Origin of the sequence: Methylomonas lenta (assembly GCF_001644015.1) — a bacterium.
In the GTDB taxonomy this organism is placed as follows: Bacteria; Pseudomonadota; Gammaproteobacteria; order Methylococcales; family Methylomonadaceae; genus Methylomonas; species Methylomonas lenta.
In genome coordinates this window covers 1-15108 of sequence record NZ_LUUI01000002.1, presented here as the reverse complement: position 1 = coordinate 15108, position 15108 = coordinate 1, and the positions used below count along the sequence as shown (strand labels likewise).

Below are 15108 nucleotides of genomic sequence, written 5' to 3'. Positions count from 1 at the left end.
CAAGCAAGTGGTTTGCATACCTCCGATTACGCTGGGTACCTGGGCTGAATTTATTTGGCTGATTTATCCTTTTTTTCTTGATGGCGTTTTTGCCATTTTTCGTGGCGTTGTTTTTTCAGTTCTTCAAACTTCGTCATTTGTTCAGGGGTTAAAACAGTTTGCAGGCGTTGATCGGTTTCCTTGCGTATCGCCTCGCGTTTAGCCTGCTCTTCTTGAAAAACCTGAGTTAATTGGCTTGTTTGCTCAGGCGTTAAATTCAATTCCTTAGTGAGCCGTTCAACTCTGTCGCCTTTATGGCCTTGGATATGATCGCCGTCCTGACCACCAGGAAATGCGAAAACAGCAAAAGGCAGCGCTAAAGCCAGTGCGATGGTGATGATTTTTTTGTTCATGATATATCTCTGATTAGTTAGGGAATTGGAAACGGCTTTTCTCCGTTTTCGAGATCTACTTTAACAATGAATATCGCAAACAATAGGGAGTAATTAAGGAAAGATTGTGCAAGTTAATCATGATCCACCGGCTGTCTGTCATAGTGGTAACCTGCGCCATAGACTAAATGAATCAGCCCGGTAGATTTTCTGATGTTGCAGCTGACGTATTTTGGTTAGGAAAGACTAAATTTTGATAAGCTATTGAGAGCAGCGTCTGGGATTATTTAAGCATTTCAATCCTATGTCGTTAGGAAACGCTAGCATCAATATATTTTTTAAATCCTTCTGTTAAAACTATGGCAGATGAACCGATGATTAAAGACGACCAGAATAGTGCGGAACAGCCTACGGAAAACAACACATTGGAAAGCGCCGCACAAGCTGGTGTAGCGCCACCTGGTTGCGTTAAAACGCATGCTTCTACATTAGCAATCAAAGTCGGCATCATCGAGAAAAAATGTATCGATGTTTCCGCTCAATGGCAAAAAAAAACCAAGACAATAACATCCAGTGCTTTGGATGTGGCTAAGCATCCCAGCCATTATGCTGAATTTGGCGCCAGTCTGGCTGAAGGCTTGGCTGGAGAGAGTTTGGGGGAAATAGTGGGCGGTAGTATAGGTACGGTATTCGGGCCGGTTGGGACGGTGATAGGCACCGAAGTTGGGGGCTTGGCAGGTGAAGTCTTTGGAGCACGTCAGGGCGGTAAAATTGCAAAAAAATTTCTCCACCAATCCGGAACTGAGCATCCCTTAAAAGAAGACGTCCAAAAAGAAAGCACTGCAAAAGCAGGCGCTGAGGCTGGAAAAATGATTGGGGGTATGATTGGCGATGCTTTGTTTGACGATGTTGGTAGCGAATTCGGTGAGAAGATAGGCAAGAAGTTAGGTGATTTAGTAGGAAATATTACCTTTGAGCATATCGAGCATATGCATATTAAGCCCAAAAATAAGCCAGATTAGTAAGCTACTCAAGCTATACCGAATAAGTCCGTCATACCCGCGAGGAAGCGGTTATCTAGCGCTATCCCTGCCGAAAAGGATTTCAGGGGGATTAGCTGAAGCAGCTTGCTAATCAGGAACAGGGATGAAAAGCGCACAGAAAAATCTTTCTGCAAGCATATAAACACCTCATTAAACATCTTTTTGTTGCCCGTATTTGTCGGCCAGGGTACTGCATAGACAAGAGGTGATGTTCGCGTTAATCAAGCGGGCATCAGGTTTTCAGACCGTCAGATGTTCCATATCTATTTTATTTCACAGTAGGGACGCTAGGCAGCAGCACAGCGTTTTGTGTTCGGTCGTTATTAGCTTGTTGTCAGGTTAGATGTGCACATAATTGCTTAACTGCTATTCTAACATTTAGGTCTCAGTCAAAAATGTCAATTACGCTGCAAGGTGCAAACTACGCAGTTATCAGAGGATTTACTATGTTAAATGAAAAACAACCCTCCGGCACAAAAAGCACAGTGGATGCCGACCTTGAGAATATCCCTGTCGAGCAGGTGCTTGCTCAGCTCGGTGTGCAAGTTGAACGGGGATTGAGCAGCTCAGAAGCTCAACAGCGGCTTGCCCAATATGGCCCGAATGCTCTGGTAGAAAAAGAGGAAAGCCTGGCAAGCAAAATTCTGGGGCATTTCATGGGACCTATCGCCTACATGATAGAGGCGGCAGCGCTGGTTTCTGCATTGATAGGCCATTGGGATGACTTTGCCATCATCGGCTTTTTGCTGCTGTTCAACGTCGGACTTGAAATGTGGCAGGATCGCAAAGCCACGAATGCCCTGGCGGAGCTAAAGAAAGGACTGGCGCTGGAGGCCACCGCCATGCGTGACGGTAAATGGCAAACAGTGACAGCTACGACCCTGGTTCCTGGTGACATCGTCAAAATACGTTTGGGCATGATTGTTCCCGCCGATGTGCGGATGGTTAGCGGAGATTATGCCTCCATCGATCAGGCAGCACTCACCGGTGAATCGCTGCCGGTAACCAAAAAGGTGGGTGATGAGGCCTATTCGGGTAGTGTGGTTAAACAAGGCGAGATGACGTGCGTGGTTATCGGCACCGGCTCCAATACCTTTTTTGGCCGCACAGCCAAGCTGGTTGCCGGAGCAGGAGCGGTCAGTCACGCCCAGATGGCTATGTTCCAGATTGGCAATTTTCTGATTATTATCGCGGTCGTGCTGGCACTGATCATGGTCGCTGTGAGGGTTTATCACGATATTGTGGTTGCCAACGATTGGGGGATTAACGATGCCCTTAGCATCCTGCAGTTTGTATTGGTATTACTGGTTGCCTCAATCCCGGTGGCCATGCCGACAGTCTTTTCGATGACCATGGCGCTTGGGGCGCTATCCTTATCGAAGGAGCAGGCTATTGTATCCAAACTTTCGGCCATAGAAGAGATGGCAGGCGTCAACATTCTCTGCTCAGACAAAACCGGCACCCTGACCAAGAATCAGCTCTCGCTGGCAGAGCCTATCCTGATCGCGGGCCATGACGCGCAAGAATGCATTTTGACTGCAGCGCTGGCGTCGAACATCGAAGATCGGGATGCCATTGATACTGCGGTCATTTCGGCGCTGAAGAATCAAGACATCCTCAACAACTGGAACAAACTCAAGTTTGTACCTTTTGATCCGGTCACCAAGCGTACTGCAGCTAAGGTCACCGACCCGGCAGGCAAATCCTTTATCGTCACTAAAGGCGCGCCACAGGCGATTGTTGATCTTGCCAAACCTTCAGCGGAAGTTGCACAGAAAGTCACCGATACGGTTGCCGCACTGGCTGCCAAAGGTTCGCGTGCTCTGGGTGTTGCGCGTTCGGAGGATGATGGAGTGACCTGGTCGTTATTGGGCATACTGCCGATGTTTGACCCGCCGCGTGACGATTCGAAATTGACCATTGAAAATGCCCGCGAAAAAGGCGTACAGGTAAAAATGATTACCGGTGACGACACTGCAATTGCAATCGAAACGGCAAGACAGCTGGGTATGGGCACCAACATCATTGCGGCGGCGGATGCGTTTCCCAAAGACATGGATCCCAACAATGTGCCAACGGAAATTTTGGACCTGATTGAACGAGCGGACGGCTTCGCTCGTGTGTTTCCTGAACACAAATACGCTATTGTCAAGGCCTTGCAATCACGCGGACATCTGGTGGCAATGACCGGCGATGGCGTTAACGACGCTCCCGCTCTGAAGCAAGCCGATTGCGGTACAGCTGTTTCCGGAGCCACTGATGCGGCACGCGGTGCGGCGGCCCTGATTCTGACTGCCCCCGGTTTGTCAGTGATTAACAGTGCCATCGACGAAGCAAGACGGATTTTTGGTCGCATTACCAGCTACACCATTTACCGGGTGGCATTGACCATGGATATCATGTTCCTGGTTGTGTTATCCACTATTTTTCTCGGCTTCACTCCACTGACGCCCATCATGATCGTCGCTATGTCACTGCTTGATGATGTGCCGATTATGGCTATCGCCTATGACAATACATCGGTCAGCGAAAAGCCGATTCGTTGGAAAATGCCCCGACTACTAAGTGTTTCGGCAGTGCTAGGCTTGTTTTCGATCGTCGAGTCGTTTGGCTTACTATTGATCGGTATGGAAGTGTTGTCGGATCCAATGGAACAAGCGTACTTCGGACTAACAACACAAGCTCAATTACAATCACTGGTGTTTTTGCAGCTGGTTGCCGGTGGTCACTTGCTGCTGTTCGTCACGCGTACCGAGCGCTGGTTCTTTCAGCGCCCTTTCCCCGCAGCCCCTTTATTTCTGGCGATCCTGTTTACTCAGATACTGGCCGTGCTGATGTGTAGCTTTGGCTGGCTGGTCGAGCCTATTTCTTGGACGTTGATCGGCTGGATTTGGGCTTACAATCTGGTCTGGATGCTCCTGCTGGGGCTTGTCCGACGGATGACCGAACGGTTTGTCGATTTCCGGACTGTGCGTCATATAAAAAGTTTGGATATGCTAAATCGGCCCATTTAAGTACATATAGTGTTTCGTAGGGCAGGTAGAACAGAATTGCCTGCTCTGCTCAATCTTCTTCAACGCATTAATTTTAGAGGTAAAACCAGTGCCCACTCGAAACTCTCCGCATGCACCCATCAAAAAACGCCACATCTATATGCAGCATGCCAAGAAACCACACGGTATCGCATTAATTGCTCTGGTACTCTTTGTGGTGGCTTGGACCATTTGGACTTTTGTGGTTTGGTAGCATCAAGCGTTCACACTTCTGAGAGGATGATTTTGTTCATGCTCTTAGCGGAATACATGCCATGCGTGTCAATGTATCTTTCATTTGTAAAAAGACATGCCACTCTATTTATCAGCTTATTAAGGAAACGCAAGCATGAACTATCGTAAAAAATTCGTGGTTGAACCTGGCGAAAAAATTCATCTGAACAAAGTTGATCCGTCCTACACTGGCCAGCATGAATCACATGAAAAGGCCATGCCTATCATGCAGGAACATATTGCTCGTATGGATAAGCTGCAGTATCTGCTTTATGCCGATGGCGATCAGTCACTGCTGATTGTATTGCAGGCACTTGATGCCGCCGGCAAAGATGGTGTGGTGCGGCATGTGTTCAGTGGCATGAACCCGCAGGGAACATCCGTGTTCGGCTTTAAACAACCCAGTAAGGACGAAGCTGCTCACGATTTTCTCTGGCGAGCGCACCAGCGCGCACCAGCTAGGGGCGAGGTAGTCATCTTTAACCGTTCGCATTACGAAGATGTACTGGTTGTGCGCGTACATAAGCTGGCAAAAAAATCCATCTGGTCAAAACGCTACGATTTGATCAACGATTTTGAAAAAATGCTTACCTGCAACGGCACCCGCATTCTGAAGTTTTTCCTGCATATCAGTCCCGAGGAACAATTGGCACGCTTCAAACAGCGGCTAGACGATCCATCCCGACACTGGAAAATCAGTGATGCGGATTACTCCGAACGCGAATTATGGTCAAAATACACCGAAGCCTATGAAGATGTCCTGGAACTGACCAGCACGCCCCATGCGCCGTGGTACGTTATCCCGTCCAACCACAAGTGGTTTCGCAATCTTGCGATCTCGCAGATTATCGCAGACACCATGGACGAGATGGGCTTGAAGCTGCCGCCTACGCATGTGGATATAGACACTATTACCAAACAGTTCCATGCTGCCGAGCAAAAACAGGCCAAACTAGTGGGTAAAGAGCGTGGTGATTGAAGACGTTACCTTGGTCGCATCGTGATGGACTGGAAGACAGCGGTCACTCAAAAAACATACAGGCGGTTCGCTGGGCTGGCCATTGTTTGTCGAAGTTACCGGAAGGGTACAAGGACTAATTTCTTTGTCAGATTAAATGTCTCTGCCATAACCGCCGGGAAGCTTGAATCCAATGGCATGGATTCCAAACTGCAACCCTTCCATGAGCCGGTCATTCCGACAATCCCGGAATGACCGGCGCTTTGTGGAAGCTGATACAGAAGAACTAAGCTGTGAAAAAATTAACTGAAATGGCAATGCGGCTGAAGCTTTTTGCAGGCCTGCGACCTTTTAGCCGAGGTGGAGTGTTGCGCGATGCTATGGCTGGATTGACTCTGGCGTCGATGAATATTCCGCAGGTGCTGGGCTACACTCGTATCGCCGGTACACCCGCCGTCACCGGACTCTACACGGTTCTGCTGCCGCTGGTTATGTTTGCTATCTTTGGTTCCTCGCGCCATCTGGTAGTAGCGGCGGATTCTGCAACTGCGGCCATCTTTTCCAGCGGTTTGTCTGGTATGGCGCCACAAGCCAGCGAGAAATACATGGCTTTAGTCTGTATGGTTGCGCTGTTGACCGCTGCCATGTTGTTGCTGGCACGTATTTTCAAGCTCGGTTTTCTTGCCGATTTTCTCTCTCGTACCGTGTTGGTGGGGTTTCTTACCGGGGTTGGATTTCAAATCGGTATCGCCATGTTGGGTGAAATGTTTGGCATGCCTGTGCATGCGCATAACACGGTCGACCAATTACAGCAGCTTATCGATGGTTTGCAGCAGGTGAATCTCCCCACGCTCGGAATCTCCCTGCTGGTGGTAAGCTGTATCCTCGGCTTTCACCACTTTCTGCCTCGGCTGCCGGTACCGCTGTTAGCCGTGCTAACGGGAATCGGGGCCAGCTACGCTTACGATTTTGCTGGCCAGGGTATCGCTGTCATCGGACCTGTGCCCGGTGGGCTGCCAACACTCGCATTTCCTGCGGTAAGCTGGGACGAACTGCTCAAGCTGGTGCCTATCGCCATATCCTGCTTCGTCATTATTATTGCTCAAAGTGCGGCAACATCCCGCGTTTTCGGCGTGCTTCACCATGAACGTGTCGATGAAGATGCCGACATTCTCGGTTTGTCGGCCGCGAATGCAGCCGCAGCATTCTCAGGGGCTTTTGTGGTCAACGGCAGTCCCACGCAGACCGCAATGGCCGATCTTGCCGGCGCGCGTAGTCAGGTCGCTCAACTTGCGTTCGCCGGCATCGTCTTGTTAGTACTGCTGTTCTTTACCGAGCCATTGCAATATCTACCGCGTAGCGTGCTCGCCGGCATTGTGTTTACCATTGCTGTGGGGCTCGTCGATATTCCAAGCCTACGCGGCATTCGTAGAGAGAGCCCCGGCGAGTTCATATTAGCCATGGTTACGGCGGCAGTGGTAGCCTTGGTTGGGCTTGAGCAGGGCATACTGCTGGCGGTCGCATTATCGCTGCTCCGCCATGTACGCCACAGCTATCGTCCGCATACCATGGTGTTGGTGCCGGACAATAGCAACCGGTGGTTACCAATGGCTGCGAAACCGGGTCTTCAGACTAAGCCCGGTCTAATTGTCTACCGGTTTGGCGCGGACTTGTTCTACGCTAACGACAATCGCTTTGCAGATGAAGTGCGTGCCTTGATAGAGCACGCTCCGAATCCTGTACGTTGGTTTGTGGTCGATGCAGGTGCCATGACAGACATAGACTATTCCGCCGCACGCTGCGTGCGTGATCTGTGTGATGAACTGACGCGCAGGGAGATTAAATTAGTCTTCGGCCGGGTTAATTCTTACTTGCGGGCGGACATGAACCGGCACGGAATTATTTCGGCGACCGGTGAGGCACTTATTTTCTCGACCATGCATGAAGCCATTGCGGTAACAAGTGATGGTGTAAACAGGTTTCAGGAAGATGAAAAATTAAAGCCTGACAACCCAATTATCGATCCGACTTAACCCATATCGCCTTTGAGGGGTGGACTCTTTTTTAGTGCCGATAGCTCTTACCAGGATTGGGCACCACAACATAACCATTATTATGTCTGCGATAAAATGTGTTGCCGACGACAAAGTAAGGTTGCCCCCGCGAATATGTAACGGTATTAAAGCGCGGTAAATGGTTAATCACGGCACCTATCGGAGCGTTTACGGCAACATAACCTTGCCGAGCAGGTCGATGGAACATGCCGTCAAAATAGACATGTTCGGTCGCATTGGCAGTCACTCTGGAATAGCCTCGTGGCAAGGGTTTAACCGCGTGGCTTGGTTTATAGTAAGGATTGGGTGCTGTATATCGACTTTCTGGCTGGCGATAATTGGCTTGATCAGGGGTAGGGCTGTTTTGCCCGTGTTTTGCGTCACCCGCATCTCTATGCGAAGCTGCAATAGCCGTATGCTGGCTTAACAGGATAACTAAGCCTAAACCGAAAATGAATTTAATAGTTTGCTTTTTCATGGCTAACTCCTTAAAACGAGGTTGATTTTAATCTGCGGCGCTATGACGGCGCCGCAGATTAATCAATGAATTAACGCGTTTTAGAGCTGAATTTATTTGGCTGATTTATCCATTTTTTCTTGATGGCGTTTTTGCCATTTTTCGTGGCGTTGTTTTTTCAGTTCTTCAAACTTCGTCATTTGTTCAGGGGTTAAAACAGTTTGCAGGCGTTGATCGGTTTCTTTGCGTATCGCATCGCGTTTAGCCTGTTCTTCTTGAAAAACCTGAGTTAATTGGCTTGTTTGCTCAGGCGTTAAATTCAATTCCTTAGTAAGCCGTTCAACTCTGTCGCCTTTATGACCTTGGAAATGATCGCCGTCCTGACCACCAGGAAATGCGAAAACAGCTAAAGGCAGCGCTAAAGCCAGTGCGATGGTGATGATTTTTTTGTTCATGATAAATCTCTCATTAGTTAAGGGAAGTGAAACGGCTTTTCTCCGTTTTCGGTATCTACTATAACAATGAATATGGCAAACAATAGGGAGCAATTAAGGAAAGATTGTGCAAGTTAAGCATGATCTGCCGGCTGCCTGTCATAGCGGTAACCTGCACCATAGACTGAATGTATCAGCTCCTGGTCCGGCAAGAGTTCATCCAGTTTTTTTCTGAGTTTTTTGATGTGACTATCTATGGTGCGGTCAGAAACGATGCGTTGATCCGGGTACACCAGATCCATCAATTTGGAGCGGGAAAAAATATGTCCAGGCTGCCGATATAAGGTTTGCAACAACTGAAACTCTACCGCCGTCAATTCAATTTCGCGTCCCGCCGCCAGTACCCGGAAACTGTTGGCATCCAGTGTCAAACCTTCGGCATGCGGTTCAGGAGTTTGCGGTTGTAAACGGCGCAGCACCGCTTTAACGCGGGCCACCATCTCTCGCGGGCTATAGGGTTTACAGATATAGTCGTCAGCGCCCATTTCCAAGCCGAGCAAACGGTCGATTTCTTCTATGCGTGCGGTGACCATGATGATGGGTATTTGACTGAATCCGCGGATTTCCCGGCATATCGATAGGCCATCGCGACCGGGTAACATTAAATCCAGCAAGATCAGATCGGGGTGCTGTTGTTTAACCCACGGCAGCACAGAATCGCCATGGTTTAAGATGGCGGTGGTAAAGTCGGCATTCTGTAAGTAATCAGCCGCCAGTTTGGCCAGTTTTTGTTCATCTTCGACAATGAGTATTCGGTTTTTCTGCGTCATTATTTTGCTAGAGGAAATTCAATTTTAATGGCAAGTCCACCCAGTTTGGAGGTTTGCGCCTGGATGCTGCCATTATGCGCGGCTACGATATTGCTGCATATCGCCAGACCGAGTCCGGCCCCGCCGTGGTTTCTGTTCCGTGAACCTTCAACCCGATAAAACCGCTCGAACAATTTATCCAGTTCAGATTCGTCCACAGCGGGAGCGCTATCGGCGATGACGATGATTAGCTGAGTGGCATCGTTGGAAATACTGATCAGCAGCCTACCGCCGCTGTCGGTATAACTAAGGCTATTTTTCAACAAATTACGAAACAATTGCGATATGCGGTCCGCATCGGCGAACAAACGCAGTGCATGTTGGCTGTGATCGACCAGTTCGACCTGTAATGGCTTGGCGACAAATTCCGGCTGTAAGGCCGATAAATCCGCCTTTAAAATCTGCACCGGCTCTAGCATGGCTTTTCGGTAGGTCAATGCGCCTTGGTCGGATAAGGCCAGTTGATATAAATCCTCGGTTAAGCGATTCAGTCGCATGACATCGGCCAGTAACGAATCGACAGCCGCAGGATTCATCGGTCGAATGCCATCCTGCAAAGCTTCCAGCTCGCCACGCAAAATTGATAAGGGTGTACGAAACTCATGGGAAATATCGGCCACCCAGCGTCGTCGGGCTTGTTCCGATTGTTCCAGCGCAGCGGCCATTTCATTAAAGTCGCGCGCTAATTGGCCCAGTTCGTCGCCGGATTCCACCGGCAGGCGTATGTTGTAAGCGCCGCGGCCAAGCTGCTTGGTGGCGGCGGCAATCTGCTTGATAGGTCTACCCAACAGGTAAGCCAGCAATAAGGCCAGCAAGGCGGAAAGTGCGATCATCAACAGCGCAATCCAGGCGAATGCTTGGGTTTGCCGCTCCATAAAGCGTAACTCACCCAGCTGATTATCCGCCCGGCCTGGCAATAGTCCCAAATAACCCACCACTTGATGATCGTGTGCTATCGGTTGCAGTGCCAACTCTGACAACATGTCCTCTCGTCCGAAGATAATCGACCGTTCCGCGTTTAACAACATCACTCGCATCTCCAACGGTATAAAACGCCGTGTGCGTTCAGGCGTATCATCCAAATCCGGCGGCCAGCGATTGCCAGGTTCCGCCAGAGCTTCGTTCAACCACGGTGCCGGATGTCGATGACGATGGTTATCGGATTGGACTAATAACTGTAACCATTGTCGTTTGTTTGCCGCTAAAGCCGCCCAACTGCCAGTGTCGGCATAATAGTCGCTTAAACTCTCGATTAGGTTTTCGACCCGTTCATGTTGCCGCGACTCAACCAATTCATTAAACCCTTTATCCAGCGACCAGCGCATAAACAGATACATGCCAGACACCACCAGCAAAGTAGTGAATAGAAAGGTGAGAAAGAATTTGATGCGGATGGATTTGTGCACAGTTATCACTCGTTTATACTGCCCAGCATTATGACCTGCAACTGTGCAAAAACTATGAAAATAATCAGAAATTAGCCGGCGTTGACATAAAATACAGCATCAAAATATTTTGTTGGCCGGAATGCTCCCCGGGGACAAGTAAGCGAACAGCGTTTCCGGCAAGATAAAGCTTAAAATTGCCAGAAACGCCTATCGGCTTATTCCGGCCTACTTGGCTGACGTATTTTATATCTTTGTTAGGCAAGACTAAATTTTGACCAGCTTATGAAATTTAATTGAATTCACGTATGATCAAATTCTGGACTTTATATTTAAGGAAAATTCTTATGAGACAACGATTCAATCCATTGACAGTTTTGCTAACCACTACCGTGTTGGCCTTGCCCTGCCTTGAAGTCGCGAAAGCTGAGGTGTCACAGGAGTTACTAAAATCCATCTCGATACCCGACAAGGTCGAGACACCCATCGGCAAGCTGGAGTTTTTTGACGGCGTGCCGACTGCCAACACTGTCGAAACTGTCTATGACAATCTCGACCGGATGCGGGCCGTTGAGGTGTTTCTCGACAACGTGGGTGCACTCTCCGTTTATAGCGTCATTGGCGGTAATGCGTCGATCGGCTTGAGCCAACCCAACCAGATCGCGGTTGCCGAAGAATTACTCGATTCGCACTCGCTGTACTTAACCGGAAACACTTCCACCATGTATTCCATTGGCCATCTCGACTTGGAGGCTTATGGGCCGACGGTTGTGGAAGTGCCGCCAGGTATGCTTGGTATGTTGGATGATGCATGGATGCGGTTTGTTGGAAACTTCGGCGTGGCCGGTCCGGACAAGGGGCTGGGGGGTAAGTATCTCGTGCTTCCTCCAGGATACACAGGGGAAGTGCCCGAAGGCTACTTTGTGTTGAAAGCACCGACCTATATCAACTGGTTCTTCATGCGCGGCTCGATTGCCGACGGTCTGGAGCCCGCGTTGGAGAACATCAAGGACCATCTGAAGGTTTATCCTCTCAACGCGGTGGACAACCCGCCGGACACTGAATTCGTGAACATCACCGGGAAAAGTTACAATACAATTGCCCCCAGTGACATTACTTACTTTGAGTCCCTAAACAAAATCATCCAGAAGGAGCCCATTGATGCACTGGATGCCGAATCGCGTGGTCTGATCGCCGCCATCGGCATCGTCAAGGGTAAGCCCTTCAATCCGGATGCGAGAATGAAACGTCTGCTCACCGAGGCTGCGACCATCGGCGACGCCACGGCCCGCGCTACCTTGTACAACCCTCGTCAGAAGGGATACTTCATCTACCCCGACAGCGACAGCTCCTGGGTGATGGGTTTTGCCAACAAGGATGTATTTTTTGAAGTCGATGGCGCGCGCAACCTCGATGCTCGCACCAGCTTCTATTTCGGCTACACCGGCGTCACTCCGGCGATGGCGGTCACCCATCCTGGAGCAGGTTCCGACTACGGAATCGCCTTCAAGGATGCCGACAAGAATGCGTTCGATGGTTCCAAGACATACAAGCTCCACCTACCTCCCAACGTCCCGATAAACAACTTCTGGGCAGTCACCATATATGACACCCAAACGCGCTCCATGCTGCAGACCAGCCAGTCATTCCCCTCAGTCGGCAGCCAGAGCGAAGGCTTCCAGAAGAATGCGGACGGATCCTACGATGTCTATTTCGCGCCGAAAGCACCTGAAGGCAAAGCAAGCAACTGGCTGCAAACGCTCTCTGGCAAGAGCTGGTTCTGCATCCTGCGGATGTATGGCCCGCTGGAGCCATGGATCGACAAGACCTGGCGTCCAAGCGAGATTGAGCTCGTGAAGTGATCCACCATTACTGCTGAGAATCCCGTGGGCTGGCTCAACAATGTCGGCCCACGCATTCAGCTGCGATAATTCACCAACTTGGAAACGACTTAAATGACATCTCCACATAAACAATACCTGCTCACATCCACACTTATCGGCGCACTGGTTGTTGCCGGTTCTACCTGCGCCGAGGTTTCGCAGGAAACCCTGCAATCCATCTCCATTCCTGACAATGTCAATACGCCCATCGGCAGTCTGAAGTTTTTTGACGGTGTGCCAACTGGCGATACCGTCGAGACTGTCTACGATAATCTCCACCGAATGCGTGCGCTGGATGTCTATCTCGACAATATCGGTGCCGTGTCGATCAACAGTGTCCTAGACGGTCTGGCAAAGGAAGGGGCTGATGCGCCGAACAAGGTAGCCATCTTTGAACAACTTATGGACTCGGAGACTCTCGTGGTCACCGCCAATACCTCGACGCTCTACGCCTATTCCGGCACGGATCTGGAGAAGGACGGGCCGACGGTCATTGAAGTGCCGCCAGGCATGCTCGGTTTCCTAGACGACAGCTGGCAGAGGTTTGTGGGCAATATGGGGGTCACCGGACCGGATAAAGGCAAGGGCGGCAAGTATCTGGTCCTGCCTCCGGGCTATACCGGCGACGTGCCCGATGGATATTTCCTGCTTAAGCCGACCACTTACCGTAACTTCCTGTTCCTGCGCGGTTCGATCAAAGACGGGCTGGAACCGGCGGTAGAAAACATCACCGGCGGGCTCAAAATCTATCCTCTCAAGAACGCCGCTGACCCAGCGCCGACCGAATTTGTCAACGTGTCCGGGAAAGCTTTCAACACAGTATTTCCCAACGATCTCGGGTATTACGAGATCCTAGATTCAATCATCCAAAGGGAGCCGATTGACGCGATCGGACCGGAGGTGCGCGGTGAGATTGCCTCGATCGGTATCGTCAAGGGCAAACCCTTCAAGCCCGACGATAGGGTCAAGAAACTTCTCACCGAAGCCGGTACCCTCGGCAACGCTACTTCGCGGGTTATCACCTACCATCCTCGCATCAGCGGGGTCGCGATTTATCCCGACAATCCCAATAGCAGCTGGACGATGGGGTTTGCCAACAAGAATACCTCGTTTGAATCGGACGGCACGATGGATATCGATGCTCGCGCCCTTTTTTACTTCAATGCCGGCGGCGTGACGCCTGCCATGGCGGTGACTCGTGCCGGTGAAGGGTCGGATTACGCGCTTGGATTTCTCGATGCCAACAAGACGCCGCTTGATGGTTCGAAGACTTACAAGCTCCACTTGCCGCCGAATGTGCCGGTAAACAACTTCTGGGCCGTTACGGTATACGACACACAAACACGTTCGCAGCTCCAAACCAGCCAAAAATTCCCGACGGTCGGCAGCCTGACCGAGGGAATGAACAAGAATGAGGATGGCTCTTACGACGTCTATTTCGGACCGACTGCGCCGAATGGCAAAGAAGGTAACTGGCTACAGACCAAACCGGGCAAGAGCTGGTTCACTATCCTGCGTATGTATGGACCGCTGGAACCATGGATTAACAAAACCTGGCGGCCGGGCGAGATCGAACTAGTGCAATGAGCTAGGCTGATCAATAAATCCATCAGTGTAGCCGCTAACGCGACTCGCTGATGGATAAGTGTTAGGCATAAACACCCATGGGCTGAATACAAATCAGTGATTGGATGACATTCTGAGCTTTATGTATCTCACTTTAGTAACTGTTTAGCGATTGTGAAGCGTAGATAAGCCTTGCGCGACAATGATTGCCGAATAGGCTCACTTATTCAGCTTACAATTGTTTTACGCTGTTCTGCTTGAAGAATTACCTTATTCTGGCCGAGAGTCAGGTCCAGGGGGATCTGTCGCCTTCAATCCCCCACATTGGATTCACGCGCCTCCATGGTGTTTTCCAACATGCTGAATAAGCGTTGCGGACTTATCAGGCAGCCTGGGTCAGATGTACGTGGCATGATTTCTATGACTTTGCCGAGTTGGGCGAGTTTGTTCAAGGTTTGATAGGTAAAGGATTCTACTGATTCAGCGACTGGTTTGCTTTGCAGCCATTCGCCGTTAACGGCCTGTTCGGCATAGCATTTGTAAGGCCAGACCGGCATGGATTCTTGGTCGAGTACCTGGTGTGTTTGCCATTGGCCAGCTTCTTTCAAACCCCATATTTCATCCGTTTCAAAAATTCGGTACATAAAGTATTCCAACAATTCTTCGTCAGTCATGGTTGGAACTGCTGCGATTTCATCTTGATGGGGTTCGTAGCGCATGCTTAGGAATGCGCATGAAACAAGTTCGTCAGCTGTGGGTGCGAATTTATTCGCACTGTGCGGATAAATCCGCACCTACACAGGATTCTTGCATATGATATTC

General features: G+C 50.0%; 13 protein-coding genes. 7 read left to right on the top strand and 6 right to left on the bottom strand.

Annotation, left to right across the window (positions count from 1 at the left end; all coding sequences use genetic code 11):
- Nucleotides 1–50 precede the first annotated feature (50 nt).
- The gene (locus tag A1359_RS00110) at nt 51–392 is read right to left on the bottom strand and encodes a hypothetical protein (protein WP_066976170.1); all 342 of its coding nucleotides are present in this window, start codon (nt 390–392) and stop codon (nt 51–53) included.
- Nucleotides 393–730: 338 nt separating this feature from the next.
- Here A1359_RS00110 and A1359_RS00105 point away from each other — a divergent pair, with 338 nt between their 5' ends.
- The 5 genes from A1359_RS00105 to A1359_RS00085 all read left to right on the top strand — a co-directional run bounded on the left by A1359_RS00105 (nt 731) and on the right by A1359_RS00085 (nt 7671).
- A complete protein-coding gene (locus A1359_RS00105) occupies nt 731–1393 on the top strand; it encodes a hypothetical protein (protein ID WP_066976167.1) in 663 nt (220 codons plus the stop codon).
- A 467-nt stretch (nt 1394–1860) separates the two neighbouring features.
- Entirely contained in the window at nt 1861–4428 is a 2568-nt protein-coding gene (locus A1359_RS00100) for a plasma-membrane proton-efflux P-type ATPase (RefSeq protein WP_066976163.1), read from the top strand.
- An 88-nt stretch (nt 4429–4516) separates the two neighbouring features.
- Nucleotides 4517–4660, top strand: a complete 144-nt coding sequence (locus A1359_RS22160) for a hypothetical protein (RefSeq protein WP_157200412.1) — start codon at nt 4517–4519, stop codon at nt 4658–4660.
- A gap of 135 nt (nt 4661–4795) precedes the next feature.
- Complete coding sequence (locus tag A1359_RS00095; RefSeq protein WP_066976160.1) at nt 4796–5659, top strand: polyphosphate kinase 2 family protein; 864 nt, start codon at nt 4796–4798, stop codon at nt 5657–5659.
- Between the two features lie 272 nt (nt 5660–5931).
- On the top strand, nt 5932–7671 hold the full coding sequence (locus A1359_RS00085; RefSeq protein ID WP_066976154.1) for a SulP family inorganic anion transporter: 1740 nt from the start codon (nt 5932–5934) through the stop codon (nt 7669–7671).
- A gap of 31 nt (nt 7672–7702) precedes the next feature.
- Here A1359_RS00085 and A1359_RS00080 read toward each other — a convergent pair whose 3' ends face one another.
- The 4 genes from A1359_RS00080 to A1359_RS00065 form a co-directional block, all read right to left on the bottom strand.
- A complete protein-coding gene (locus tag A1359_RS00080) occupies nt 7703–8170 on the bottom strand; it encodes a DUF6515 family protein (RefSeq protein WP_066976150.1) in 468 nt (155 codons plus the stop codon).
- 92 nt (nt 8171–8262) lie between these two features.
- On the bottom strand, nt 8263–8604 hold the full coding sequence (locus A1359_RS00075) for a hypothetical protein (RefSeq protein WP_066976148.1): 342 nt from the start codon (nt 8602–8604) through the stop codon (nt 8263–8265).
- A 113-nt stretch (nt 8605–8717) separates the two neighbouring features.
- Entirely contained in the window at nt 8718–9413 is a 696-nt protein-coding gene (locus tag A1359_RS00070; protein ID WP_066976145.1) for a response regulator, read from the bottom strand.
- Nucleotides 9413–10858, bottom strand: a complete 1446-nt coding sequence (locus A1359_RS00065) for an ATP-binding protein (protein ID WP_066976142.1) — start codon at nt 10856–10858, stop codon at nt 9413–9415. The genes A1359_RS00070 and A1359_RS00065 overlap by 1 nt, the downstream gene beginning before the upstream one ends.
- Before the next feature lie 326 nt (nt 10859–11184).
- Here A1359_RS00065 and A1359_RS00060 point away from each other — a divergent pair, with 326 nt between their 5' ends.
- Both A1359_RS00060 and A1359_RS00055 read left to right on the top strand, forming a co-directional pair.
- Nucleotides 11185–12699, top strand: coding sequence for a DUF1254 domain-containing protein (locus A1359_RS00060; protein WP_083960413.1), 1515 nt, complete (start codon nt 11185–11187; stop codon nt 12697–12699).
- 93 nt (nt 12700–12792) lie between these two features.
- Nucleotides 12793–14307, top strand: a complete 1515-nt coding sequence (locus A1359_RS00055) for a DUF1254 domain-containing protein (protein WP_066976139.1) — start codon at nt 12793–12795, stop codon at nt 14305–14307.
- Nucleotides 14308–14597: 290 nt separating this feature from the next.
- Here A1359_RS00055 and A1359_RS00050 read toward each other — a convergent pair whose 3' ends face one another.
- On the bottom strand, nt 14598–14960 hold the full coding sequence (locus A1359_RS00050) for a DUF2750 domain-containing protein (RefSeq protein WP_232322057.1): 363 nt from the start codon (nt 14958–14960) through the stop codon (nt 14598–14600).
- Nucleotides 14961–15108: the final 148 nt, after the last annotated feature.

What these genes read in the sequence shown, in the direction of transcription:
- A1359_RS00100 (WP_066976163.1), top strand. Translation starts at nt 1,861, where the DNA reads ATGTTAAATGAAAAACAACCCTCCGGCACAAAAAGCACAGTGGATGCC.
- A1359_RS00075 (WP_066976148.1), bottom strand. Translation starts at nt 8,604, where the DNA reads ATGAACAAAAAAATCATCACCATCGCACTGGCTTTAGCGCTGCCTTTA.
- A1359_RS00095 (WP_066976160.1), top strand. Translation starts at nt 4,796, where the DNA reads ATGAACTATCGTAAAAAATTCGTGGTTGAACCTGGCGAAAAAATTCAT.
- A1359_RS00055 (WP_066976139.1), top strand. Translation starts at nt 12,793, where the DNA reads ATGACATCTCCACATAAACAATACCTGCTCACATCCACACTTATCGGC.
- A1359_RS00070 (WP_066976145.1), bottom strand. Translation starts at nt 9,413, where the DNA reads ATGACGCAGAAAAACCGAATACTCATTGTCGAAGATGAACAAAAACTG.
- A1359_RS00080 (WP_066976150.1), bottom strand. Translation starts at nt 8,170, where the DNA reads ATGAAAAAGCAAACTATTAAATTCATTTTCGGTTTAGGCTTAGTTATC.
- A1359_RS00110 (WP_066976170.1), bottom strand. Translation starts at nt 392, where the DNA reads ATGAACAAAAAAATCATCACCATCGCACTGGCTTTAGCGCTGCCTTTT.
- A1359_RS00050 (WP_232322057.1), bottom strand. Translation starts at nt 14,960, where the DNA reads ATGACTGACGAAGAATTGTTGGAATACTTTATGTACCGAATTTTTGAA.
- A1359_RS00060 (WP_083960413.1), top strand. Translation starts at nt 11,185, where the DNA reads ATGAGACAACGATTCAATCCATTGACAGTTTTGCTAACCACTACCGTG.
- A1359_RS00105 (WP_066976167.1), top strand. Translation starts at nt 731, where the DNA reads ATGGCAGATGAACCGATGATTAAAGACGACCAGAATAGTGCGGAACAG.